Origin of the sequence: Nocardia sp. JCM 34519.1 (assembly GCF_020361265.1) — a bacterium.
GTDB lineage: Bacteria > Actinomycetota > Actinomycetes > Mycobacteriales > Mycobacteriaceae > Nocardia > Nocardia arthritidis_A.
Window position 1 is genome coordinate 43,468 of the sequence record NZ_JAIRBR010000025.1, and the last position, 24,206, is coordinate 67,673.

Genomic DNA, 24,206 nt, shown 5'->3' on the forward strand with positions numbered 1-24,206 from the left:
AACTTTCACTCCATCCCGGCGCGCGGTCCGCGCGGAGAGGGCATTCGTTCCATGAAGGCAATGACATTCGCGGTGGTTTCGGCATGTGCGGTGGCCGCGGTCACCGGCTCGGCGGCGCGGGCCTCGGCCGAGCCGTCCCCGCCACAGATCGGCTATTCGCTGCGGCTGGACGGCGGTTCGGTCGAAATCACCATCGACAAGGGCACGCTCGCGGCCACCGACGGCAGGCTGGAGGTGCGCAATACCGACGGAAATCCGGTCACCTCCTTTCCGCTCACCTACCGGCGCGACGATCTGATCCATCCGATCGCCGCCGCCGTGCACCCGACCTCGGCGCGGCTCACGCCCGACACCGATCCGCGCAACGCGGTCCCCGCGACCGTCCCGGCTCGCGATATCGCGATCGACCCACAGTCCACAGCGTTCAACACCGCCGTGATGAATTTCGCCACCCAGTCCGCCCTCGGCGTCGCGCTCGGCACGCTGATCGGCACCGCCGTCGGCGCGGCGATCGGGTGTGTCGCGGGCGGTCTGCTGGTGGGCGCCGCGACCACCGTGCCGACCATCGGCGTGCTCGCGGTGCCGGGATTTCTCGGTGGCTGCCTGGTCACCGGCGCGGCGGCCGGCGCGATCGGCGCGGTCTTCGGCACTGTGCTGGTCGGCCTTCCGGTGACCGCCGTCGCCGCGTGGTGGTTCTTCGACGCCCTGCGCGTCCAGGCCACCAGCTGACCGCGCAATTCCGAAACGATCCCGGTTGACACCCGCCGGGAACCGGCGTGTACTCACCAGATCGTGCATCCAGCCCGCCGAGAGGAGCGTCGTGCGAACCATCCCGTCACGCGGTACACAGCGGAATACAGGCGGGGTGGCATGACCGAACTCGCATTCGGCGGCGTCGCCGGGCAGGCGGATGCGGTCCGCGCGGGCCGGATTTCCGCGGTCGAACTCACCGAACAGACCCTGGCCCGCATCGAACGGTGGCAGCCGCGGCTCAACGCGTTCACCCGGGTGCTCGCCGCGGAAGCGCTCGAGCAGGCCCGCGCGCTGGACGCGAAACAGGCGAGCGGGCAGCCGCTCGGCCCGCTGCACGGCGTTCCGATGGCGGTCAAGGACGAGGCCGATATCGCCGGTGTGCCGACCGGCTTCGGTGGTGCGGCGAATACCGTTGCCGCGAAGGATGATTCGGCGTTGGTGGCGCGCCTGCGGGCGGCGGGCGCCGTCTTCGTCGGCAAGACCGCGCTACCGGAATTCGGCACCTGGCCGTTCACCGAATCCTCGGCCAACGGCTACACCCGCAATCCTTGGGATCCGACGCGTTCGCCCGGCGGATCCAGCGGCGGCTCGGCGGCCGCCGTGGCGGCGGGAATCGTCGCCGCGGCCACCGCGGGCGACGGCGGCGGTTCCATCCGCATCCCCGCCGCGTGGTGCGGGTTGTTCGGTCTCAAACCGCAGCGGGCGCGGATCAGCACCGCGCCACACCGGGATCTGTGGCGCGCGCTCGGTGTGCTCGGCGTGCTGACCAGGTCGGTGGCCGACAGCGCGCTGCTGTACGGGGTGCTGGCGGGCGGCGGCGCGACCGATCGCTGGCAGGCACCCGAAATCCGTTTCAGCACAACCGAACCCGAGCGTCCGCTGCGCATCGCGGTGACCACCCGCGCCGCCGTGCCTTTCGTCCGCCCGGCACCGGAATGCGCTGCGGCCGTGCGCGATACCGCGGAGACATTGGCGAAGCTCGGCCACCACGTCGAGGAATTCGATCCGCACTATCCGGACGCCACTGCGGCCTTCCTCCCCCAATTCGTCGGCGGCATAAAGGAGGAGGCCGACCTCGTCGCCCGGCCCGATCTCCTCGAGCGCCGCACCCGCGCCATCGCCGCGTTCGCCAAGGTATTCACCCCCGAACCGGTGCTGCGCTGGGCCGAAGAACGCGGCGAGCGGGTCGCCGCGACCGTCAACCGCCTCTTCGACACCTACGATCTGCTGCTCACCCCGGTATTGCCCCAATTACCGCTGCCGGTAGGCCAATTGGACGGCGTCGGCGTGCCGCGCGCCCTCCTGCGCAGCCTCCCGATGACCGCCTACACCGCCCTCTGGAATGTCACCGGCAATCCGGCCGCCGCCGTCCCCGCCGGATTCGCGCCGAACGGACTACCGCTGAGCATCCAGCTCATCGCCCGCCCGAATGCCGAATCGACGATCCTGTCCGTGGCAGCGCAATTGGAGCAGGCGCGCCCGTGGGCCGAACACTGGCCTCCGCTCACACAAGCGTGATCGCGCCCGCCGGGCCCACGATGACGGCGAGCAGCGCGGCCGTCGCACCGTATTGAACCGGCAGATCCACCGAAAGTGCTTGCAGGCGAGCCGAAATCGCTGCCGGATCCGGATGGGTCGCGGTAAGCGAGCGCAATTCGGCCCGCGGGAGGCCGGTGGAGGGGTGCACGGTCGCGCCCCAATCGATCAGAAACGGCACGACGCGTTCGGGGTTGATATTCGTCAGCCGCCAGCGCAGCACGGTGCCATCCGGGGCGGTGCGCGACATATCGCGTACGCCATCGGGATCCAGGCCGGCCGCCGCGACTGCCGCGTCGATGTCATGCACCTGGACGGCCCAGGTCACCAGTCGCGGTTCGGCGAGCTCATCGATGCCGAACGGGCGTGGCCGCTCGGGCTCCGGCTGATCCGCATCGGCGCCGATGATCTCGAGGTAGCCACCGTCGCCGAGGCCGAGCAGGAAGTTGCGGGTGCCGAGCCCGGAATGTCTGCCGCCCGCGACCGGAACGAGCCCGAGCGCGCGGGCGACGGTATCGACGGTTTCGGCCAACGTCGGCGTCGCCAGTACCAGATGGTCCATACCGCACACGGTAGCGCCGATCGCTTCCGGATTAGCATCCGATCGTGCCATCGTGGTGGGATGGCACGACGCACCGCCGGGCCTGCGGTTCGGCGACCGGGGTGGTAGCGGAAGATGATCATGGATGCGCGGACGGCGCGGAATCGGTGCGAGCGAGGGGATAGCGTTGAAACCAGGTGCTGAGCCGGGCGGCTCACTGCTGGAAATCGTTGCCGCCCAGGGTCCGCTGCCCGCGGACCTGGTGCGCAGGCTCGGCGCGGATGTCGCGCGCAGACTGGCGCGCCTGCACGCGACCCGGCAGGTGCACGGCGGTATGTCGCCCGCGGCCATCAGAATCACCCCGGAGTCCGCCGACCTGGTATCCGCCGCACCGGTATTCGACAATCCGGGCTACCTCTCGCCGGAGGTAGCCGAGGGTAAACCAGCCGGTCCGGCCGCCGACGTCTACGGGCTCGGCGCGGCGCTGGTCTACGCGGCGACGGGCGCTGGACCGTTCGGCGCCGGCTCCCCGATCGAGGTACTGCACCGGATCATCGAGGCCGAACCCGACCTGCGCCGGGTACCGGAACCGCTGCGCGAGGTGGTGCTCGAATGCCTGCGCAAGAATCCGGACGACCGCCCGCTCGCGGCGCAACTGGTGGTCCGGCTCGACCCGCCGATCCCGCAGACCGTGCGCATGACCGTGGCGGAACCTGCTGCGGCACAACGACAACCGGACGCATCCGAGGCGGTGACCGAGCGGCATCGCACCCAAATGCCATCCGGCGCCGAACCGCAACGCTCTCCCACCCGATGGGAGGCGACCACCGAGCCGAACGCGACCACCGTGCCGTCCCCCACATCGGCGAATCCCCAAGCCCCCCAGGGTAATCCGCATGCGACGACGGATCGCGACGCCCGGCCGCAGCCCGGTCCGTCGACCCCGCATCAGGGCTTCCCGACCGTGGCGGGCATCCAGCAACCGCCGCCCCGGCGTCCCGCCGCGCCGCCGACGCTCAGCCCGAAGGCCCGCAGACTCCTCCCCTTCCTCGTCGCGGGCGCCACGGTGATGGTGGCGCTCACCGTGATCGCCGCCGTCCTCGCCTTCGTTCTGCGCGACTCGGATCCGCAGACCGCCGTCACGAGCGGGCTCACCACCTCCGTCGCCGCGGGCCCGCCGCGCATCTACGCGGGTGAGGTGGGCGGCCTTGCGGCGGCGACGGATTCGCGGCACCTGTTCGTCTCGAACCGCAAGGACCGCACGGTGTCGATCATCGACACCGAAACGAACAAGATGTCCGCGTCGATTCCGGTGCCCGGCATCCCGTACGGCCTCGCCGCCTCCGCCGACGGCAAATTCGTCTACACGGTCACCGATATCGCGGTGGCCGCGATCTCCACCACGACCAATTCCGTTGTCCGGCAAAGCGCCCGCGAGGTGCGCGGCCCGGCCGACAGCGTCGCGCTCACACCCGACGGGCGCAGGCTCTACGTCGCCAACGGCGTGAACCCGACGGTGACGGTGTACGACACGCAGGCGATGGCCCCGCTGACCACCATCCCGTTCAGCGCCGGCCAGCTCTACGGGGTGAAGCTGGTGGTCATGGCGCCCGACGGAAAACACGCGTATGTCGGTGACCCGCACGGTATTTCGGTGGTCGATACGGCCGCCGACACGGTCGTCACCCAGATCCCCCGCGAGGCGCAGCCGGTGCGGATGGCCGTGAGCCCGGACAGCAAATACCTCTACCTGCCCAAGCCCTCCGGCGGCATCGACGTCATCGATGCCGCGACCGGCGGTGTCGCCGGCACGGTGAACCTCACCCTGTCCAATGTCAACCTCGCCGTATCACCCAGCGGCCGTTATATTTTCGTCGCCGGTAAGAAGGATCCCACCAGCAGCGTGCTCGCCGTGGTCGACGCGGCCAGCCGTCAGGTGGTCGACACGCTGGACGTGAGCACCGGATTCGAACCGGCGATCGCGGTATCGCCCAACGGCCAACGGGTTTACCTGGGCGCCACCCTGGGCGGCAACGATGTCACGGTACTCGATGTGAGCCGCTACGCCTGATTCCACCGCGCGGTGAGCGCCGCCTCGGCGGCCGGGGTCAGCGCACCGTTGACCCGCAGCCGCGCGATGCCGCCGTCCGGGTAGATGTCGACGTGCACGTGGGTCGCCGGGCGGCGGACGGTCAGGCGGAATTTGTGCGGGGTGTCGGGCTGTAATTGGGTGCGGGGCAGGAGTTCGAACCACGCCGGATCGGTTACCGGCGGCAGCGGACCCCCGCCATCGTGATCGATGCCGAGAACTCTGGCGGCACCCGGCGCGTTGAACAGCAGGTTGCTGGTGTCGAGCTCGAGCACCTCCGGAATCCCTTGGGCGGCAAGCTTGATGGTGGCCCAATCATTTCCGTCGTCACGACGGCGCGCGGTCTCCCAGCCCTCGGACTGATTGCGCGCCAGGCCCGGCGCGAGCATATTGTCCGGCGCCGAGTAGAACCAATTGGAGCACCCCACCGTGCGCGCACCGTGCTCCAGCGCGGCCAGGTCGACCGTGAGCCCGGTGAGCAGCGCCGGGTCCGGCACCGCGTCGCCGTGCACCCGCAGCCGCGCGATTCCGCCGTCGGGCAGCATATTCAGCCGCACATGGGTGAAGATCCGCTCGTCGGATACCGGGAATTCGTGCTTGGCATCACCGCCGATCGCGCTGCGCGGCACCAACTGCGACCATTTCATCGTATTCAGTTGCGCCACGGTGGGATAACCCTGCGCCCGCACCGCGTCGACCGAAATGTGCGGCGGGTAGTTGCCTTTGAACCATGCGGTGTCCACGACGATGCCGCGGATCACGCCCGCGAAACCCAATCGGACAATGGCCCAGTCATTTCCGGGGCCGCGGTGGCGGCGGGTCTCCCAGCCGTCGTACTCCTGCCCCTTGGGGCCGAAGGTTTCCGGAGAGAACTTCGGCTCCCACGGGTTGATGAGATTCTCCCGCTCCTCGAAGGATTCGTCGCTGGCGGCGAGTACGCTGCCCCGGTTGCTGCGCAGCGCCAGGTCGGGCAGGTTGGTGAAATCTGACATATATTCTCCCTCAACGGTTTTCGATGAGCAGATGCCGTCCGGCCTGCGGGTGCCCCGCGCCGGCGACCCGGCCGCGCAGCCAGGTCGAGTGCACGATCCCGGACAGTTCCCGACCGCCGTACGGTGTGATCGGATTCTTGTGCGCCAAGGCGTTCGGCTCGACGGTGAACGAGCCGGCCGGGTCGAAGGCGACCAGATCGGCGTCACAGCCGACCGCGATGCGGCCCTTATCGGTGAGGCCGACCAGTTCCGCCGGTGCGGTGGACATCCAGCGCACCACGTCGGTGAGTCCGAATCCCCTTGCGCGCGCGGCAGTCCAGACCGCGGGCAGGCCGAGCTGCAGCGACGAGATGCCACCCCACGCGGTCGCGAAATCGCCGACCTTCAGATCCGGCGTGCACGGCGAATGATCGGACACCACACAGGACAGCACCCCGGAGCGCAAACCCTCCCACAGCGCGTCCTGGTTTGCCGCGTCCCTGATCGGCGGGCAGCACTTGTACGCCGTCGAATCCGCTTGTGCGGCAGACAGTGTCAGATAGTGCGGGCAGGTCTCGGCGGTGATCCGCACGCCACGCCGCCGTGCCGCGGCCAGCGGTTCCAGACAGTCCGCGGCCGAGACGTGCAGGATGTGGGTGCGGGCGCCGGTCGCCTCGGCCAGCGCGATAACCTGCTGCACCGCAACCATTTCCGCGGCTCCGGGCCGGGAATCCAGGAAGGCGCGGTAGCTTCCGCCGTCCGGTTCCCGCAGCCGCGCCGGATCCTCGGCGTGCACCACGAGCAGCCCGTCGAATTCGGCGATCTCCTTCATCGCCGCACCGACCTCTTCCAGTGTGAGCGGCGGGAATTCGTCGACGCCCGACGGGGAGAGGAAACATTTGAAGCCGACGACGCCCGCCTCGTGCAACGGGCGCAGCGCGGGCAGATTACCCGGAATCGCACCGCCCCAGAACGCGACATCCACATGGCACTGCCCGGCGGCCGCGGCCCGTTTGACACCGAGATCCGGCACGCTCACCGTCGGCGGCAGCGAATTCAGCGGCATATCGACGATGGTCGTCACGCCGCCGGCGGCCGCCGCACTGGTGGCGGTGGCGAACCCCTCCCACTGGGTTCGCCCCGGCTCGTTGACGTGCACGTGCGAATCGACCAGACCGGGCAGCAGCACCAGATCCGCCAGGTCGACGATGGTCGTACCCCGCAGCGCGGTGGCGTGATCGACGACGGCGGCGATCCGCCCGTCGCGCACCGCCACCGTCGCGGCCCGGATGCCGTCCGGCAGCACCACGCGCCGTGAACGGATCACCAGCTCATACATCTGCACCAACCTCGTCCCGAAACACCCTGTCCACCAACGTCATACATGTTGCCGCCGTTCGGCCCGCACCGGGTCGCCCAGCCAGTCGCCTGCGATATCGGCCGCCAGCCGGTCCAGCAGCGGACCTGCCTCGCGCATACACACCGCCGGATCCGGTTCCAGATCGGTGAGCGCGTACGCCGCCGCGATTCCGGCACCGCGCAACTGCTCGTCCGTCAGCTCGCGCCGTCCGGCGACGGCCACCACCGCGACGCCCGCCGCTGCCGCCGCCCGCGCCACCCCGACGGGCGCCTTACCGTGCAGCGTCTGCCGATCGAGGGAGCCCTCGCCGGTGATCACCAGCCGGGCCCCCTCGACCTGTTCGGCGAAACCGAGCTCATCGAGGATCAACTCGATACCCGGCCGGACCGCCGCACCCAGAAAGGCAAGGGCCGCATAACCGACCCCGCCCGCGGCGCCCGCGCCCGGCGTATCCGCGACATCGATACCGAGGTCGCGCCGGACGATATGCGCGAGATGCGCCAAACCGCTTTCGAGTTCGCCGATATCCGCCTCGCTCGCACCCTTCTGCCGCGCGTAGACGTTCGCCGCGCCGCGCACGCCGAGCAGTGGGTTGTCCACATCGGAGGCGACGGTGACCGGCACCCGAAGCAACTCGGTGGTGTCGATGCGGGCCAGCGTCCGCAAACCCGCGCCGCCCGGTGGGATCGGCCAGCCTCGCTCGTCGACGAACCGCGCACCCAGCGCCGACAGCAGGCCGACGCCGCCGTCGGTGCACGCACTTCCGCCGAGGCCCAACACGATTCGCCGCGCACCGCGCGCCGCCGCCGCTCTCATGAGCTCACCGGTACCGAAACTCGTTGCGGCCAACGCCGTTTCGGAAGTAGGTTCGGGCACTCGGCGCAGTCCGGATGCCTCGGCCAGCTCGACGACGGCCGAGTCGCCACGCATCGCGAACGAGGCGACCACCGGATCGCCGAGCGGCCCGGTCACATTCGTTTGGAACCGGGCGAAACCGGACGCAACCACCGCGTCGACGGTGCCGTCGCCGCCGTCGGCCACCGGCGCCGCGACCACCGGGAGGTGCGGCCGGACCCGACGCAGTCCGGCCGCCAGGTGTGCGGCAACCTCCGGCGCCGTCAAAGACCCCTTGAATTTGTCGGGGGCGAGGACGATATGCCCTTCCTGCCACAGCTTGCGCGGTGCGCCCGGTCCGGTCATGCCGGTTCCGGTTCGAAGGTCGCGGTTGGTGCGTCGGCGGGTGTTGTTGCGAGTTCTTCGAATTCGTTGATGTTGTCGATCTCGAGGCCCATGGAGACGTTGGTGATGCGTTCGAGGATGACTTCGACTACGACCGGGACGCGGTGTTCGGTGAGGAGTTTTTTGGCGTCTTCGAAGGCTTGGGCGAGGTGGTCGGGTTCGAATACACGGATTGCTTTGCAGCCGAGCCCTTCGGCGACCTTCACATGATCGACACCGTAGCCGCCCACCTCGGGGCTGTTGATGTTGTCGAAGTCGAGTTGGACGTAATAGTCCATGTCGAACTGGCGTTGGGCTTGGCGGATCAACCCCAGATACGAGTTGTTCACCACCACATGGATATACGGGATATGGAACTGCGCGCCGACAGCCAATTCCTCGATCAGGAACTGGAAATCATAGTCACCCGAGAGCGCGACAACCGTCGCGTCGGGATCGGCGGTCGCCACCCCGAGTGCGGCGGGCAACGTCCACCCGAGTGGCCCGGCTTGTCCGGCGTTGATCCAATGCCGGGGCCGATACACGTGCAACAGTTGGGCGGCTTGGATTTGGGACAGCCCGATGGTGGACACGTAGCGCACGTCGCGGCCGAACGCCCGGTTCATCTCCTCGTACACCCGTTGCGGTTTGATCGGCACATTCGCAAAATGGGTTTTGCGCAGGCCCTGCTGCTTGCGCGCGAGCACCTGTTCGGCCCACTCGCGCCGATCGGTCAGCTTGCCTTGAGCCGCTTGCTCTTCGGCGACCTCGATCAACACGCGCAATGCCGCGCCCGCATCGGAGACGATGCTGTAATCCGGGGCCAGGACCCGCCCGATCTGGGTGGGTTCGATATCGATATGCACGAAAGTGCGCCCACGCGTGTAGGTTTCAAGCCCTCCTGTGTGGCGGTTGGCCCACCGATTCCCGATCCCGAGCACGAAATCACTGGCCAACAACGACGCGTTGCCGTAGCGGTGCGAGGTCTGCAACCCCACCATGCCCGCGTGCAACCGGTGATCATCAGGGATGACACCCCACCCCATCAGGGTCGGCACCACCGGAATCCCGGTCAACTCAGCGAATTCCACCAACAGCTCCGACGCGTCGGCGTTGATAATCCCACCCCCGGCCACGATCAACGGCCGCTCGGCCGCGTTCAATATCGCCAGCACCTTCTCCGCTTGCGCGCGGGTCGCGGCCGGACGCTGCACCGGCAGCGGCTCGTAGGTGTCGATATCGAACTCGATCTCCGCCAGTTGCACATCGATCGGCAGATCGATCAACACCGGCCCGGGACGGCCTTCCCGCATCAACCAGAACGCCTTAGCGAATGCCCCCGGCACCTGCGCGGCCTCCAGCACCGTGACCGCCCACTTGGCCACCGGTCCCGCGATCGCGGCGATATCAACCGCTTGGAAATCTTCCTTGTGCAGTTTGGCGACCGGTGCTTGCCCCGTGATGCACAGAATCGGGATGGAATCCGCACTCGCGGAATACAATCCGGTGATCATATCGGTTCCCGCCGGACCCGACGTCCCGACACAGACACCGATATTCCCCGCCGCCGCCCGCGTGTACCCCTCGGCCATATGCGAGGCCGCCTCCACATGCCGCGCCAACACATGCCTGACCCCACCATGGGCCTTCATCGCACTGTAGAACGGGTTGATCGCTGCCCCCGGCAATCCGAAAGCCTGTGTCGCACCTTCCTTTTCGAGGATCAACACAGCCGCGTCAACGGCACGCATCCGAGCCATCGTCAGTTCCCCTCGCCGCGACCCGACAGCGCCTCGGCCACCAGCAGCAGGCCCGAATGGTCGAGATTGCCGTAGCCCATGGCGCGGGCCGCCTGGATCAGTTGCGCGGTCAGCGCGCCCATCGGGATCGACACCTCGGCCTGGCGCGCCGCGGCCAGGATGATGCCCATATCCTTGTGGTGCAGGTCGATTCGGAATCCGGGTACGAAATTGCGGGCGAGCATCGATTCCCGCTTCAGCTCCAGGATCCGGCTGCCGGCCAGACCACCGGCCAGCACGTCCAGGCCCTTCTTCGCATCCGCGCCCAGGTTCTCCATGAGCAGGATCGCCTCTGCCACAAGGGCGTACGTGCCGCCGACGACGAGCTGGTTGGCGGCCTTGACGCACTGCCCGGAACCATTGCCGCCAACCAGTTCGTACGTCTTCCCGACGGCGGCGAAAATCGGCAGCGCCGCCTGGAAGTCCTCCGCCGACCCGCCGACCATGATCGACAGGGCTGCGTTCACCGCGCCCGCCTCGCCGCCGCTCACCGGCGCGTCCAGCACGCGCAGACCCTTCGCGGCGCCCTCGGTCGCGGTCCACTGCGCGGTTTTCGGCGCGATCGTGGAGAAGTCGATGTACAGCGCACCCTTCTCGGCGTGCCGCAGCACCTCGGTGAAGACGGCCTCCACGTGCTCGTCCTGCGGGAGCATCGTGATCACGATGTCCTTGTCCCGCACCGCCTCCGCGACGCTGCCCGCCGTCGCGCCGCCCGCCGCCTTCAGCTTCTCCAGCCCGGCCGGGGCAACGTCGTAACCGGTGACCTCGTATCCGGCCGCGACGAGGTGGCCCGCCATCGGGCTCCCCATGATCCCCAGCCCGATAAAACCAATCTTCTTCACTTGATCCAAGTCCAATCCAGTTCGGGGTCTTTGTATTCCAGACCGATCCAGCCGCCGTAACCCACCTCGTCGAGGGTGGCGAACAGTTCGGCGAAGTCGAGTTCACCGCTGCCGGGGCGGCCCCGGTTCGGCGCATCGGCGATCTGCACGTGGCCGAGATGCGCTGCGTGCGTTCGGATCACCCGATTCAGATCGGCGCCCATCCGGGCCAGATGGTAGAGATCGAGCAGGAAGCGGATATTCGGCGCACCGGTCTGCTCGATGACGCGCACGGCGTGATCGGCGTCGACGATCGGATAGTGCGGCGATTCAATGGAATTCAGTGCCTCGACCAGAACCACGGCATCGATGCCCGCGGCCGCCTGGGCGGCCAGACGCAGGTTCTCCAGCGCCAGCTCATCCTGTTTCGCCGGATCCTCACCCTCGATCCTGTTGCCGTACAGCGCGTTCAACGCCTTGCAGCCGGTGCGCTCGGCGATGCCGACGGCGACGTCGATATTGTCGCGGAAGCGGGTGACCTCGCCCGGCACCGACACCAGACCGCGGCCGCCGAGCGGAATGAGATCGATGAAATTCAGGCCCACGAGTCGCACCCCGGCGTCGGCGAGCGCACCGACGAACGCGTCGATTTCCCGGTCGCCCGGCACCGGATCCGCCCCGAACGGCCACCAGAATTCGACCGCGTCGAATCCGGCGGCCTTGGCCGCGGCCGGTCGTTCCAGCAGGGGCAGTTCGGTGAAGAGTATCGAACAGTTCACGTCGAACCGTGGCATCATGCTCCTTCGTTCAATTTGCCGCACTCCCGGGTCCCTCCGTGGTCACGCTCCGCTACCGCCTCCGGGCCCGTCGCTCGCGCGGCGGCGCGGTATTTCTGCCAACTCCCGATTTCGGTGATATCGATGAGTTGCGGATAGGAAACCGGCGGGCGGCGCAGCACCATCGAAAGCACCGACCGCTCGTCGTCCAGCTCGATTACGCCCAATTCCAATTCCGGCGGTTCGGCCGGCAATAACCGGGTGCGCAGCACGTCGAGGGAAACATCGAATAGCTCGCCCTGAATCGCGGCCCCGCCGTCCGATACCGGATGCAGTCCGGGAAAACGGTCACCGACCGAATAGAACCGGTATTGCGGCGCGGTCCGTACGGTGCCCGCGAACGGCGCGCCGTCGAGCAGATGGTTGAGCGGACCGCCGCGCATGGCGCCGCCGTTCAGGAAAATCAGGGGCATTATCGGGTCCTTCCTTTCCGTCGATCGAAATTATGTCGGCGGTCACACCGCCGCGAAAGCCGCGATCAGCACAATCCTGCGAATCGATCGGGAGCCGATTTCGTAGGTTCGTCCAGCCCCGGCGGCTCAGTCCCTGATGTCGTCGTCGATCCGGTCGCCGAAACCGTCCCGTTCGTCCGCGGCGGCGGTGAATACCGACGCGCCGGATCGATTTCCGATGGTCAATTCGTTGAACAACAGGTTCAGCACGATCGCGACCAGCGCGGTCACGCTGATTCCGGAATGGGCCACCACCGCGAACGATCGCGGAAAGGCATCCCAAAAGGTCGGCGCGGCAATGGGAATGAGACCCGCGGCCAGTGATACGGCCACGATCACCATATTCAGGTTGTCCTGGAACCGCACCCGCGCCAGCGTCCGGATACCGCTCGCCGCAACCGATCCGAACAATATGATGCCCGCGCCGCCGAGCACCGGATACGGAATACCGGCCACGATCGCACCGATCGCGGGCACCAAACCCAGCAGCAGGAGGACCGAGCCGCCCGCGGCCATCGCGAACCGGCTCCTGATACCGGTCAGCGCGACCAATCCGACGTTTTGCGCGAAGGCGCTGCACGGGAAGGCCCCGAACAGCGGCGCCACCGCGGTGGCCGCCATATCCGCGCGCAGACCGTCCGCGACGCGCCCGGAATCGACCGTGGTGCCGACGATTTCGCCGATGGCGAGGATATCGGCGGTGGTCTCGGTCATGATCACCAGGATCACGATCGTCATCGAGACGATCGCCCCGATCTCGAAGGTCGGTGCGCCGGACGGCAGAAACTGCGGTAGTGCAACAACTTTCGTGTGGGCAACGGCGCCGAAGTCGGTCTTGCCCGCCAGTGCGGCCGCCGCCGTGCCGAGCACCAGCCCGATCAGAATGGACAGCCGCGAGATCGCACCCTGGAACACCCGGCTGACCACCAGAATGATCAACAGGGTGAGGGCGGCGAAGCCGATATTGCCCATCGACCCGTATCCGGGTCGGCGCGCATCGTTGCCCATCGCCCACTGGAATGCGACCGGCAGCAGCGACAATCCGATCGCGGTGATGATCGTTCCGGTCACCACGGCCGGGAACAGCCGAACCAGTTTCGCGAAGAACGAGGAGAGCACCAGGCCGATGAGCCCGGCGACGATGATCGCCCCGTAGACCTCCCGCAGCCCGCCGGAATGCGCGATGGTCACCATCGTCGATACACTCGCGAACGAAATCCCTTGCACGATAGGCAATCTGCTGCCGATGCGGCCGACCCCGACGGTCTGCAGCAGGGTGGCGATACCCGAGACGAACAGTCCCGCGGTGACCAGCAGCGCCATATCCGCGCCGGACAGTCCCGCCGCCCCGCCGACGATGAGCGGCGGAGCGATCACCCCGCCGTACATGGTCAGGATGTGCTGTGTGCCGTAGACGACGAGCTTCGGCAGCGGATAGCGTTCATCTTCGGGGCCCGGATGTCTTTGTCGCCCAGTGAGTTTCATGGTATTTCCTCAACAGAATCCGGGCACTCCGAGCCAGGCGTTGCCCGCCGGGGTCGCATCGTCGCGGTGCACGCTCGCCTCGATCAGACCGTAAGGACGGTCGGCGGCGATGAACACTTCGCCCGGATTCTTCACCTGGAATGGGCTCAGATCGACCAGGAAGTGATGCTTGTTCGGGGCGGAGAATTTGATCTCGGCGACCTCCCGATGCTGTTCCAGCACAGCGCGACCCATGCTGTAGAGGGTCTGCTGCAACGCCATCGAATGCACCACCGCGAACTGGCGCAGCAGGGTCGCGCGAATCGAGGCATAGGACTTGTCCCAGTCCACCTCCGTATGGTCGTAGCGCCACCGCGCGACCAGTGAGGTCGCCATGATGCGGTCGTCGGTCGGCCGCAGGGTGGTGTACTTGTCGGTGAAGAAGCCGTGGAATTCCGAGCCGGTCGACTTGAGCAGCAACAGATCTCGGACGCCGGTGATCACATGGGTGCGGCGTTGGTCGCCGTAGCCGTCCATATTGACGACCGTGTTGCGCACGCCGCCCTCGGCCCGCACGAACGAATGATCGTGTCCCGCACCGTCTACCGGGATCCGGTCCCAGGCGTACTCCTCGATTTCCACGCGTGCGCCGTCGGCGCCGGGGCAGCGTGCGATGAAGTGGTCGGCCAGCGTCAGCGCGAATTCCTCGATGGCGCGCACTCCCTTCTCCTTGGCGAAGGAGAAGGCGGTGTTCTTCTGGGTGTCGGTGGGCAGGACGTCACGCTGGTCACCGGTGATGTGCGCATCGCCGAACCGGCCGCGCAGCGCCGATGAGACATTGAGATCGCGGATGACGTGCCGATCGGTGTCGCGGTAGACCCGCACCACCCGGCTCTCGGCCTTGCCGTACTGATTGTGTCCAAGCTGGATTGCCATGCGAAACGTTCAACTCCCTCGGTAGACGGAACAGGCGAATGGGCTGAGCAGCAGCGGTACGTGGTAGTGCGCGCGGCCCTCGACAGGCGTGAAGCCGATATCCACCGTGGTGAGGAAGTAGTCCTGCCCGGTGGCGGCGCCGTACTGGGCGACGTCGAAAACGACTCGGTAGGAACCGGATTCGAGATGCTCCGGGCCCAGCTCCCGGATCCGGCCATCAAGGTCGGTAACACCGGCGCCGAGCACGCCCGCGCCGGCCAGCTCCAGCCGCACCGGGACTCCGGCCGCCGGTACACCCAGCGCCGTATCGAGGACATGCGTTGTGACAGCGCTCATTCCGCGATCACCTTCCGCAGCCGCAGGCGGGCGATCTTCCGGAGTTCGGCGGCGATCACCCGGATTTCGGTTTCCTCGTCGTTGTCGAGGCGCGCCGTCAGCGCGGTCAGCACCTCGTCGGCGGTCAGACCGGTGGCGCAGATCAGGAAGACGCGCCCGAATCTGTTCTCGTAGCGGCGATTCGCCGCAGCCAACGCGGTCGCCGCGGCGGCGGATATTCCCGACTGTTCCGCGCGGGACCAGGCCGCGCCGCGGTCCGCGCCGTCGCGGCGTTCGCCGATGCGTGGGTGGGCGGTCGAGGCGCGGTCCACCTCGGCCGGTGTGAACTCGCCCGCGAGGCGATCGGAGGTGTCGAGCAGGCTGTTGAGATCCCGATACGGCCGGGCGCCGAGCAGGGCGTTCGCCCATCGCGGCACGTCGCAGCATTCGAGCAGCGCGGGCAACAGTCGTTCGCTCCCCAACCTGTTGAACTCGTCGATTGTGAGCATAGGCAGCACTTTCTCGCATTGCGGAATCATGATTCCGACAAGAGAAATAGTGTCACGGGTCACGCGGGCGCGTCAACAGTTTGTTGAAAACGCAGTGCGGTCAGTAGAACCCGGCAACCGCCGAATTCGCTTCGAAACGCAGGAAACCCGTTGCATCGCAACGGGTTTCCAGTAACGATCGAATCAGGAGCGCGTGCGGTTGAGGTAGTTGTAGATGGTGAACCGGGTGACCCCCAGCGCCTCGGCCACCGTCTCGGCGGACCTGCGATAGCTGAACGCACCGCGTTCCTCCAGCAACCGCACCGCGCGCTGCTTGTCCGCGCGCGGCAATTCGGCCAGCGGCCGGTCGAATTCGGCCGCGACCTCCCGCAACAGGCGCTCGATACCGTCCACGACGCCGAGCCGCACGCAGGCGAGCGTCGCACCCTCCCACACCAGCGGCACATCGTCGGCGGCGCAGTTGGCGGCCGGAATCAGCGTCGCGCCAACGCGTTCCAGCAGCGGCGCGATGGTCACCAGCACCGGATGCGTGCGGTCGGGCCCGGGCGATTCAGTCATCGTCCCGCTCGACCTGCAGCGTCACCCGTGACGCACCGTTGCCGAAGGCCACCACCAGCATCTGCTGCAACGCCGGGAGCAGCGCCGCGGCCGGACCGGCCACCAACGTGCCGAGCGGACCGAATTCGCATGTGAGACCGAGCTTCTCCAGCGCGGCCAAGGCCTCCGTGGCATGCGGCGGCGGATCGCCCTCGCCACGGAAGGGCTCGGTGGTGAACTCCGCGCGTAATCGCATGGCGAACAGGCTACCGCCCTGGTCACCCATGCCGAGCCGGACGACCCGGCGACACATCGAACTCCGCGAATTCGAGAGTGTCCGGCACCGCGACCTCGGGCACCGGCACGCTGTCCCGGTGGATCGGGGCGCCGCTCGTGCCGAGCGGTAGGCCGGAGCCGCCGCGGCGCGACGCGATGATCTCGGCCGCGATGGATACCGCGGTCTCCTCCGCGGTGCGTCCGCCCAGATCCAACCCGATCGGCGAACGCAGGTGCGCCAGTTCGGCTTCGGTCAGCCCGACGGCGCGCAGCCGGGCCATCCGGTCCGCATGGGTGCGGCGCGAGCCCATCGCGCCCACATAGGCCACCGGCAGCCGCAGCGCCACCTCCAGCAGCGGCACATCGAATTTCGCGTCGTGCGTCAGCACGCACAGCACGGTGCGCGAATCCACCTGTGTACCGGCCAGATAGCGGTCCGGCCAGGAAACCACCACCTCGTCCGCCTCCGGGAACCGCGCCTTCGTCGCGAACACCGGCCGGGCGTCGCACACGGTGACGTGGTAGCCGAGGAACTTCCCGATCCGCGCCACCGCGCCCGCGAAATCGATTGCGCCGAAAACGATCATCCGCGGCGGCGGCACCTGCGACTCGATGAAAACGGTGCGCTCCCGATCGGCGCAGCCGATCACCCGCACCCCGGTAGCGCCGAATTCGAGCATCGCCCGCGCCTCGGCGGCGACGGTGGCATCGAATTCCGTCCCGACGATCCAGGACGCGCCAACGGCCATCGCCTCGCCGGAACCCATATCACGCACCAGCGCAACGGGTTCGACCGCTCGCAGCACCGCATCGAAGACGGAGCGTTCGGCCTCCCCCACCGGCTGCACGAAGACCTCGATGACGCCCCCGCAGGTCAGCCCGACCGCGAACGCGTCGTCATCGCTGTACCCGAAGCTTTCGCGCACCGGAGTTCCGGTGCGAAGTGCCTCGCGGCAGAGCTCGTAAACGGCGCCTTCCACACAGCCACCGGAAATACTCCCGATCACTGTGCCCTCATCGTCGACGGCCATGGCGGCACCGAGCGGCCGGGGCGCGCTTCCGGTGATGCCGATGACCGAGGCAACGGCGTAATTCTTCCGCGCCGCATGCCATTTCCCGAGTTCTGCCGCGAGGTCACGCATTATCTCCCGACCCTTTCCTATCCGCCGAGCAGCAGCTCGATCGCGGAAATTCCGAAGTAACAGGCGAATACGGCGCCGACCACCCAGAGCAACCAGTGCACTTCGCGGAATTTGCCGCGTGCCGTCTTGATCACCAGCAGCGCGATCAGACCCGCGCCGACACCGTTGGTGATCGAGTAGGTGAACGGCATCAGGATGATGGTGAGGAACGCCGGTACCGCCACCTCCAGATCCGTCCAGTCGATCTTGCGAGCCTGGGTCATCATCAGCGCGCCGACCAATACCAGCGCAGGCGCGGCGGCCTGGATCGGCACCACACCCGCGAGCGGTGTGAAAAGCACTGCGAGGCAGAACAATCCGCCGGTCACCAGGCTGGTGAGTCCGGTGCGGGCACCCTCACCGACACCCGTCGCGGACTCGACGTACACGGTGTTGCCCGCACCGCCGCTGAGACCACCGATGATCTGGCCGACACCGTCGACGGTGAGCACCTTGCCGAGCCCCGGCATGGTGCCGCGCTCGTCGAGCAGCCCGGCCTCGTCACATACCCCGAAAACCGTTCCCATGGCGTCGAAGAACCCGGTGAGCACCAGGGTGAACAGCACGACACCCGCCGTCAGCGCGCCCGCGGTGGCGAAGCCGCCGAGCGGATCGATATGCAGCATCAACCCGAAATCCGGTGCGGCGAACAGCTTTTGCGGCGTCTTCGGCACCACCGTGCCCCAGGACTTCGGATCGATCCTGGCCAGCGAATTGATCACGACGGCGACAACGGTCGCGACCGCGATGCTGATCAGGATGGCGCCGGGCACTTTCCGCACGTAGAGCGCGAGCATCAGGACCAGCCCGACGGCGAAAACCACTACGGGCCAACCGACGAGGTGCCCGCCCTGCCCGAGCGTCACCGGTGGACCATCGCTCGCACCGTGCCCGACGACACCGGAGGACACCAACCCGATCATCGCGATGAACAAGCCGATGCCCACGCCGATGGCGTTTTTCAGCCCGATCGGGATGGCGTTGATGATCAGTGTCCGCAGCCCGGTCGCGGCCATGATCACGATGATCACGCCCATCAGGAAGACCAGGCCCATGGTCTGCGGCCAGGTCATATGCGGCGCCGCCTGGAAGGCAACCACCGGAACCACGCCGAGACCGGCCGCCAGGGCCAGCGGCACATTGCCGACGACACCCATGAGGATGGTGCTCAGGCCCGCGGAAAACGCGGTGGCCGTGGTGAGTTGGGCAATGCTGAGCGATGCCCCGTTGACGTCCTTGACGCCGCCGAGGATCAGCGGGACGAGGAGTATGACATACGCCATAGCGACGAATGTGGTGACACCGCCGCGGATTTCCCGGGTTATAGTGGTTCCGCGTTCACGCAGTCGAAACAACTTCTCGAGCGCGGTCGAACCAATCGCCTGCCGCGATGCGGGAGATTGGGTCTGTACTTGGGTCATGGCTGCCCTCCTAAGGGCGTAGCCGACCTACGGTGCGCGGGGTTGCCGCCCCGGCACCGGTTGGTTCGGATCTAGCGGTTGTGGGGCCCGGACATGTCACCCGCCGGGCCCCCGTTGATCAACAGCTCCGGATGATGTCCTCCGGTCGCACCGGCACATGGGTGATGTGCACGGTTCCACCCGCCGACCGGCACGCGTCACGAATGGCGGCGACGATGGCGGGAGTCGAGGAGAGCGTGGGTGGCTCGCCTGCGCCGCGCAGCCCGTATGGGGCACGCGGATCTGGGTTTTCGAGTATGTCGAGCCGCTGCGGCGGCGTATCGAGGATGGTCGGGATCAGATAGTCGGTGAAGGACGGGTTGCGCACCTTGCCGTCGCGCACCTGGATCTCCTCCATGACCGCCAGGCCGAGGCCCTGCACGGCGCCGCCGTGGATCTGACCCTCCAGCGAGAGCCGGTTCATGATCTTGCCGACGTCCTGAACCGCGTCCAGCGCAACGACTTTCACCAAGCCGAGCTCGGTGTCGACATCCACCACCGCACGGTGCACGCACAGCGCGAGCTGGGTGTGGCTATTGCCCTGGCCGGTGACCGGATCCATCCCGGTGGTCCGATGATGCGAGTAGGTCCTTGTCTCCTCGATGAATTCGTCGCCGAGGATGTCGACAATGGCGGCCAGCACCTCACCGGTATAGGAGACCACCTTGCCGCCGATCAGCGCGACACCCGGATGTCCCTGTGCGGCAGCGCGTTTCAGCAGGGTCTCGCGTACCGCCTCGCATGCGGTCTTCACCGCGCCGCCGGTCATATAGGTCTGCCGGGACGCCGAGGACGAGCCCGCGTCGCCGACCCCGTTGTCCGCGGGATGAATGGTGACCCGCTCGATGCCGAGTTCGGTTCGCGCGATCTGCGCCTCGACCGTCACCAGGCCCTGGCCCACCTCGGCCGCCGCGGTGTGCACCAGCGCCACCGGCTCGCCGCCGATCACCTCCAGCCGCACCCGCGCCGTCGAGTAATCGTCGAAACCCTCGGAGAAGCAGATGTTCTTGATGCCGACGCCGTATCCGATGCCGCGCACCACACCTTCACCGTGCGTCGTCTGCGACGCGCCGCCGGGCAGATTGCGAATGTCGGCCGCGTCCAACGGTTCCGGCAACGGCATCGCCTTCGCCCTGCTCAACATCTCGGCCATCGGCGTCGGCGCGTGCAGCACCTGCCCGGTGGCCAGTTTGGAACCCTGCGATACCGCGTTGATCTGGCGCACCCGCACCGGATCCATATCCAATGCCTCGGCCAGCTTGTCCATCATCGACTCGTGTGCGAAACACGCTTGCACCGCGCCGAATCCGCGCATCGCACCGCACGGCGGATTGTTGGTGTACACACCGTAGGCGTCGATCTCGAGATGCGGAATCTCGTAGGGGCCCACCGCGAGTGAGGACGCGTTCCCCGTGACGTTCAGCGTCGCCGAGGTATACGCGCCGCCGTCGAGCACGATGCGCACCTTCCCGTAGACGAGCTTGCCGTCCTTGGTCGCGCCGTATTCGTAACGCATATGCGCCGGATGCCGGTGCACATGCCCGAAGAACGACTCCTCGCGGTTGTACATCATCTTGATCGGCTTGCCGGTGTACATCGCCAGCATGCCCGCGTGGATCTGCATGGACAGGTCCTCGCGGCCGCCGAACGCACCGCCGACGCCGGCCAGCGTCATCCGGATCTTCTCCGGCGGCAGGCGCAGGCACGGGCCGATCTGCGAGAGATCGTTGTGCATCCACTGGGTGGCCACATAGAAGTCGAGCCCGCCGTCCTCGCCGGGTATCACCAGACCGGCCTCGGGGCCGAGGAAGGCCTGATCCTGGATGCCGACCGTATACTCCTCGGTCACAACGACTTCCGCGAGCGCGCGGCCCACCGCGAGATCGCCGGTGCGCACCGGCTGGTGGCGGGCGATGCCGCCGCGCTCCTGCACCTTCAGCCGCTCCGGATCCTCGATCACCGCGATCGGATCGGTAATCGGTTCCAGCACTTCCCATTCGATCGCGATGGCCGCGACGGCGCGGCGGGCGATCTCCGGATGATCGGCGGCGACCAGCGCGATCGGCTCGCCGTGGTGGCGCACCTCCCCGATCGCCAATACCGGCTGATCCCAGGTGTGGTCGAGCCCGTACATCTTGCGGCCGGGCACATCCTCGTGGGTGAGCACCGCGTGCACGCCGGGCAGTGCCAGCGCGGGCGCGATATCGATCGAGACGATGCGGGCGCGCGGGTGCGGGCTGCGCAGCGTCGCACCCCACAGCATCCCGTCCATCCACAGATCGGAGGCGTAGGCGAATTCGCCTTTCACCTTGAGCGTGCCATCCGGGCGCAGCGGGCTCTCGCCGACGCCGCCCTTACCCGGCGCGGCGACCTGCTCCGGAAAACGCGTAGTACGTGCTGTAGGCCCGCCCGCCACCCGACCGCCACCCCTCACGGAATCGCTTCGCGATGTCGTAGTCATCGCCCCTCCTGTTCGAATCGCGCGAGGCGTTTACGGGCCAGCGCGCCCGCACGGCCGACGGCATCGTGTGCGACGGTGCGCAATTCGTCGTTCTCCACCACGGTCCGGCCGCCGACGAGCAGCCGGGCCAGCGGCGGCTGCGGGCCGAATACCAGGGCGCACACCGGATCCGCGACCGCGGACCGGAAACCGTCGACCCGCCACATCGCGATATCGGCCAGCTTGCCCGGTTCGAGCGTGCCGATCTCGTCCTGGCGGCCGAGGTTTCGCGCACCGCCGATGGTGCCGATCTCCAGCGCCTGCCGCGCGGTGAGCGCCTTCGGTCCGTGCACCGCGCGCTGGAACAGCATGGCCTGCCGCATTTCTCCGGCCAGGGAGGTCAATTCGCTGGAGGCGGCGCCGTCGACGCCGAGCCCCACCGGCGCACCCGCCGCCAAGAGGTCGGTGACGCGGGCGATTCCGGCGCCGAGCCGGGCATTGGAGCTGGGGCAGTGCGCCGAACCCGTTCCGGTTTCGGCGAAGCGGCGAATATCCTTGTCGTGCAGGTGCACCGCGTGCGCGAACCAGACGTCGTCACCGAGCCAGCCGAGCTTTTCCATATATTCGACCGGGGTGCAGCCCATCTGCTCCTTGCAGTGCTCCTCCTCGTCGAGGGTTTCGGCGAGGTGGGTGTGCAGCCGGACGCCCATACTCCTGGCGAGCGTCGCGGATTCGGTCATCAGATCGGCGCTCACCGAGAACGGCGAGCACGGCGCCACCGCGACCCGCAGCATCGAGCCGAACGACGGATCGTGGTACTTGTCGATGGTTTCCGCGGTGTTGGACAGGATTTCATCCCGGTCCTCGACCACCTCGTCCGGCGGCAGCCCGCCGTCCTTCTGCCCGCGATCCATCGAACCGCGGCACGGATGGAACCGGATGCCGAGTTCGTGCGCGGCGCGCACCTCGGCCTCGAACAGGTCGCCGCGACCCTTCGGGAAGACGTAGTGGTGGTCGGTGCTGGTGGTGCAGCCGGTGAGCGCCATCCAGCCCAAACCCGCTGCGGCAGCGCCATATACGACATCGGCGTCCATCCGTGCCCAGATCCGGTACAGGCCGGTCAGCCATTCGAACAGGGTGGCGTCCTGGTACAGGCCCTGCGTCGCCCACTGGTACAGGTGGTGGTGGGTGTTCACCAGACCGGGCGTCACCAGGCAACCGGTGCCGTCTATCCGCTGGGCGTCAAGGCCCGCGGGCGCCGCGCCCGAGCCGACCGCCTCGATCAGCCCGCCGTCCACCACGACGTACCCGGATTCGATCTCCGGCCCGGCAATCGGTGCGATGTACGCGTTTTCGATGACAAGCCGACTCATGACCGCGCCGCCTTCCGCTCGGCCGCCAGCCGGACGGCATCCAGGATCTTCTCGTAACCCGTGCAGCGGCACAGATTCCCGGCCAGTGCCTCACGGATCTCGGCATCCGACGGATCAGGGACCCGCTCGATCAGGTCGTGCGCCTGCACGATGAGACCCGGTGTGCAGAAACCGCATTGGACCGCACCCGCCTCGACGAAGGCCTGCTGCATCGGATCGAGCCGATCGCCCTGCGCCAGCCCCTCGACGGTGCGCACCGAGCGACCGTCGGCCTGCCCGGCCGCGACCAGGCAGGAACAGACCGGGGTGCCGTCCAAATAGACCGTGCACGAACCGCATTCGCCTTGTTCGCAGGCGTTCTTGGAGCCGGGCAAGCCCATTCGCTCGCGCAGCATGTAGAGCAGGCTCTCGCCCTCCCAGACATCGTCGACGGTCTCCTCGGAGCCGTTGACGTCGAAGGTGACGCGCATCAGGCCGCCTTCCTTTCTGCCACATAGTCGTTCCAGGCCCAGCCCAGCGCGCGGCGCGCCAGCACCGAGAGCGCGTGCCTGCGGTAGTCCGCGGCGCCGCGGACGTCGTCGATCGGCTTCGAAGCCGCCGCGACCAGTGCGCCGAATTCGCGCCGCACCGCATCCGGCAGCGGCGCCGGATCGTCCCACGGCAGTCGCGCGGCCAGGAATTCCTCGGCCGGGGTGGCCCGCAGCGGCGTCGGACCCGCCGAACCGATGCCGGTGCCAACGGTTTTCGTCTCCGGATGCAGTGCGACGGCGAACGAGCAGACCGCGATCACCATCGCGTTCCGCGTGCCAACTTTGGCGAAATACTGTGGCCCGCTTGCATTTTCCAACCACACCGCGCGAATCAGCTCATCGGGCTCCAGCGCGTTGCGCTTCACCCAGACGTAGAAGTCGTCCACCGGGATCATCCGGGTGCCGCGCGCCGCGGATTCCACCTCGATCACCGCATTCGCCGCCAGCAGCGCCGGATGACTGTCGCCCGCGGGGGATGCCGCGCCGAGATTGCCGCCGACGGTGCCGCGATTGCGGATCTGCGGCGAGCCGACGGTGCGCGAGGCCTGCGCCAGACCCGGCAGCTGCCGGTGCAGATCCCGGATGATCTTCACGTAGGGCACGCCCGCGCCGATGCGCAGCCGATTCCCCTCCACCTGCACACCGAACAGCTCACGACAGGGGTTGAGATCGAGTAGCGCGGCCGGGCGGCTGTGGTCGAAATTGAGTTCGACCATCACATCGGTACCGCCCTGTATCGCGCGGGCGTCGGGGCGCTCGGCCTTCAATTCCAATGCGTGCAACCAGTTTTCGGGTCGTAGAAAGTCCAT

General features: G+C 67.6%; 23 protein-coding genes. 3 read left to right on the forward strand and 20 right to left on the reverse strand.

Annotated elements, in window-relative coordinates:
• Nucleotides 1-60 precede the first annotated feature (60 nt).
• Nucleotides 61-729, forward strand: a complete 669-nt coding sequence (locus LGY53_RS37620) for a hypothetical protein (RefSeq protein WP_225731466.1) — start codon at nucleotides 61-63, stop codon at nucleotides 727-729.
• 141 nt (nucleotides 730-870) lie between these two features.
• Nucleotides 871-2,271 (forward strand): amidase, encoded by a 1,401-nt coding sequence (locus LGY53_RS37625; RefSeq protein WP_225731467.1) that lies wholly within the window; start codon nucleotides 871-873, stop codon nucleotides 2,269-2,271.
• Here LGY53_RS37625 and LGY53_RS37630 read toward each other — a convergent pair.
• Nucleotides 2,258-2,851, reverse strand: a complete 594-nt coding sequence (locus tag LGY53_RS37630; RefSeq protein WP_225731468.1) for a VOC family protein — start codon at nucleotides 2,849-2,851, stop codon at nucleotides 2,258-2,260. The genes LGY53_RS37625 and LGY53_RS37630 overlap by 14 nt on opposite strands.
• A gap of 166 nt (nucleotides 2,852-3,017) precedes the next feature.
• Between LGY53_RS37630 and LGY53_RS37635 the strand changes: the two genes are divergently transcribed.
• Nucleotides 3,018-4,901 carry a hypothetical protein gene (locus LGY53_RS37635; protein ID WP_225731469.1) on the forward strand — a complete coding sequence of 628 codons (1,884 nt, stop codon included), beginning with the start codon at nucleotides 3,018-3,020 and terminating at the stop codon, nucleotides 4,899-4,901.
• Here the strand turns inward: LGY53_RS37635 and alc are convergent.
• From alc to LGY53_RS37730, 19 genes are all read right to left on the reverse strand, one after another.
• A complete protein-coding gene (gene alc, locus LGY53_RS37640; protein ID WP_225731470.1) occupies nucleotides 4,892-5,911 on the reverse strand; it encodes an allantoicase in 1,020 nt (339 codons plus the stop codon). The genes LGY53_RS37635 and alc overlap by 10 nt on opposite strands.
• 10 nt (nucleotides 5,912-5,921) lie before the next feature.
• Nucleotides 5,922-7,229, reverse strand: a complete 1,308-nt coding sequence (allB, locus tag LGY53_RS37645) for an allantoinase AllB (protein ID WP_225731471.1) — start codon at nucleotides 7,227-7,229, stop codon at nucleotides 5,922-5,924.
• Nucleotides 7,230-7,268: 39 nt separating this feature from the next.
• Nucleotides 7,269-8,450, reverse strand: coding sequence for a glycerate kinase (locus LGY53_RS37650; RefSeq protein ID WP_225731472.1), 1,182 nt, complete (start codon nucleotides 8,448-8,450; stop codon nucleotides 7,269-7,271).
• A complete protein-coding gene (gene gcl / locus LGY53_RS37655; RefSeq protein WP_225731473.1) occupies nucleotides 8,447-10,228 on the reverse strand; it encodes a glyoxylate carboligase in 1,782 nt (593 codons plus the stop codon). Before gcl ends, LGY53_RS37650 begins: the two co-directional genes overlap by 4 nt.
• Nucleotides 10,229-10,230: 2 nt before the next feature.
• Nucleotides 10,231-11,109 carry an NAD(P)-dependent oxidoreductase gene (locus tag LGY53_RS37660; protein ID WP_225731474.1) on the reverse strand — a complete coding sequence of 293 codons (879 nt, stop codon included), beginning with the start codon at nucleotides 11,107-11,109 and terminating at the stop codon, nucleotides 10,231-10,233.
• Nucleotides 11,106-11,882, reverse strand: coding sequence for a hydroxypyruvate isomerase family protein (locus tag LGY53_RS37665; RefSeq protein ID WP_225731475.1), 777 nt, complete (start codon nucleotides 11,880-11,882; stop codon nucleotides 11,106-11,108). Before LGY53_RS37665 ends, LGY53_RS37660 begins: the two co-directional genes overlap by 4 nt.
• On the reverse strand, nucleotides 11,882-12,337 hold the full coding sequence (locus LGY53_RS37670) for a gamma-glutamylcyclotransferase (protein WP_225731476.1): 456 nt from the start codon (nucleotides 12,335-12,337) through the stop codon (nucleotides 11,882-11,884). The genes LGY53_RS37665 and LGY53_RS37670 overlap by 1 nt, the downstream gene beginning before the upstream one ends.
• Before the next feature lie 126 nt (nucleotides 12,338-12,463).
• The gene (locus LGY53_RS37675; RefSeq protein WP_225731477.1) at nucleotides 12,464-13,861 is read right to left on the reverse strand and encodes a nucleobase:cation symporter-2 family protein; all 1,398 of its coding nucleotides are present in this window, start codon (nucleotides 13,859-13,861) and stop codon (nucleotides 12,464-12,466) included.
• A 9-nt stretch (nucleotides 13,862-13,870) separates the two neighbouring features.
• Entirely contained in the window at nucleotides 13,871-14,776 is a 906-nt protein-coding gene (gene pucL, locus LGY53_RS37680) for a factor-independent urate hydroxylase (protein ID WP_225731478.1), read from the reverse strand.
• 9 nt (nucleotides 14,777-14,785) lie between these two features.
• Nucleotides 14,786-15,112: a hydroxyisourate hydrolase gene (gene uraH, locus LGY53_RS37685; RefSeq protein WP_225731479.1), complete on the reverse strand. Its 327-nt coding sequence runs from the start codon at nucleotides 15,110-15,112 to the stop codon at nucleotides 14,786-14,788.
• Nucleotides 15,109-15,600: a 2-oxo-4-hydroxy-4-carboxy-5-ureidoimidazoline decarboxylase gene (gene uraD / locus LGY53_RS37690; RefSeq protein WP_225731480.1), complete on the reverse strand. Its 492-nt coding sequence runs from the start codon at nucleotides 15,598-15,600 to the stop codon at nucleotides 15,109-15,111. The genes uraH and uraD overlap by 4 nt, the downstream gene beginning before the upstream one ends.
• A 183-nt stretch (nucleotides 15,601-15,783) precedes the next feature.
• Nucleotides 15,784-16,158, reverse strand: coding sequence for a helix-turn-helix domain-containing protein (locus LGY53_RS37695; RefSeq protein WP_225731481.1), 375 nt, complete (start codon nucleotides 16,156-16,158; stop codon nucleotides 15,784-15,786).
• Nucleotides 16,151-16,393: a thiamine-binding protein gene (locus tag LGY53_RS37700; RefSeq protein WP_167474475.1), complete on the reverse strand. Its 243-nt coding sequence runs from the start codon at nucleotides 16,391-16,393 to the stop codon at nucleotides 16,151-16,153. Before LGY53_RS37700 ends, LGY53_RS37695 begins: the two co-directional genes overlap by 8 nt.
• A 22-nt stretch (nucleotides 16,394-16,415) precedes the next feature.
• Nucleotides 16,416-17,555 carry an XdhC family protein gene (locus LGY53_RS37705; protein ID WP_225731482.1) on the reverse strand — a complete coding sequence of 380 codons (1,140 nt, stop codon included), beginning with the start codon at nucleotides 17,553-17,555 and terminating at the stop codon, nucleotides 16,416-16,418.
• Between the two features lie 17 nt (nucleotides 17,556-17,572).
• Entirely contained in the window at nucleotides 17,573-19,015 is a 1,443-nt protein-coding gene (locus tag LGY53_RS37710; protein ID WP_225731483.1) for an NCS2 family permease, read from the reverse strand.
• 118 nt (nucleotides 19,016-19,133) lie between these two features.
• Entirely contained in the window at nucleotides 19,134-21,515 is a 2,382-nt protein-coding gene (locus LGY53_RS37715; protein WP_225731484.1) for a xanthine dehydrogenase family protein molybdopterin-binding subunit, read from the reverse strand.
• Nucleotides 21,512-22,867 (reverse strand): 8-oxoguanine deaminase, encoded by a 1,356-nt coding sequence (locus LGY53_RS37720; protein ID WP_225731485.1) that lies wholly within the window; start codon nucleotides 22,865-22,867, stop codon nucleotides 21,512-21,514. Before LGY53_RS37720 ends, LGY53_RS37715 begins: the two co-directional genes overlap by 4 nt.
• Nucleotides 22,864-23,337, reverse strand: coding sequence for a (2Fe-2S)-binding protein (locus LGY53_RS37725; RefSeq protein ID WP_167474471.1), 474 nt, complete (start codon nucleotides 23,335-23,337; stop codon nucleotides 22,864-22,866). Before LGY53_RS37725 ends, LGY53_RS37720 begins: the two co-directional genes overlap by 4 nt.
• Nucleotides 23,337-24,206, reverse strand: a complete 870-nt coding sequence (locus tag LGY53_RS37730) for a xanthine dehydrogenase family protein subunit M (protein WP_225731486.1) — start codon at nucleotides 24,204-24,206, stop codon at nucleotides 23,337-23,339. Before LGY53_RS37730 ends, LGY53_RS37725 begins: the two co-directional genes overlap by 1 nt.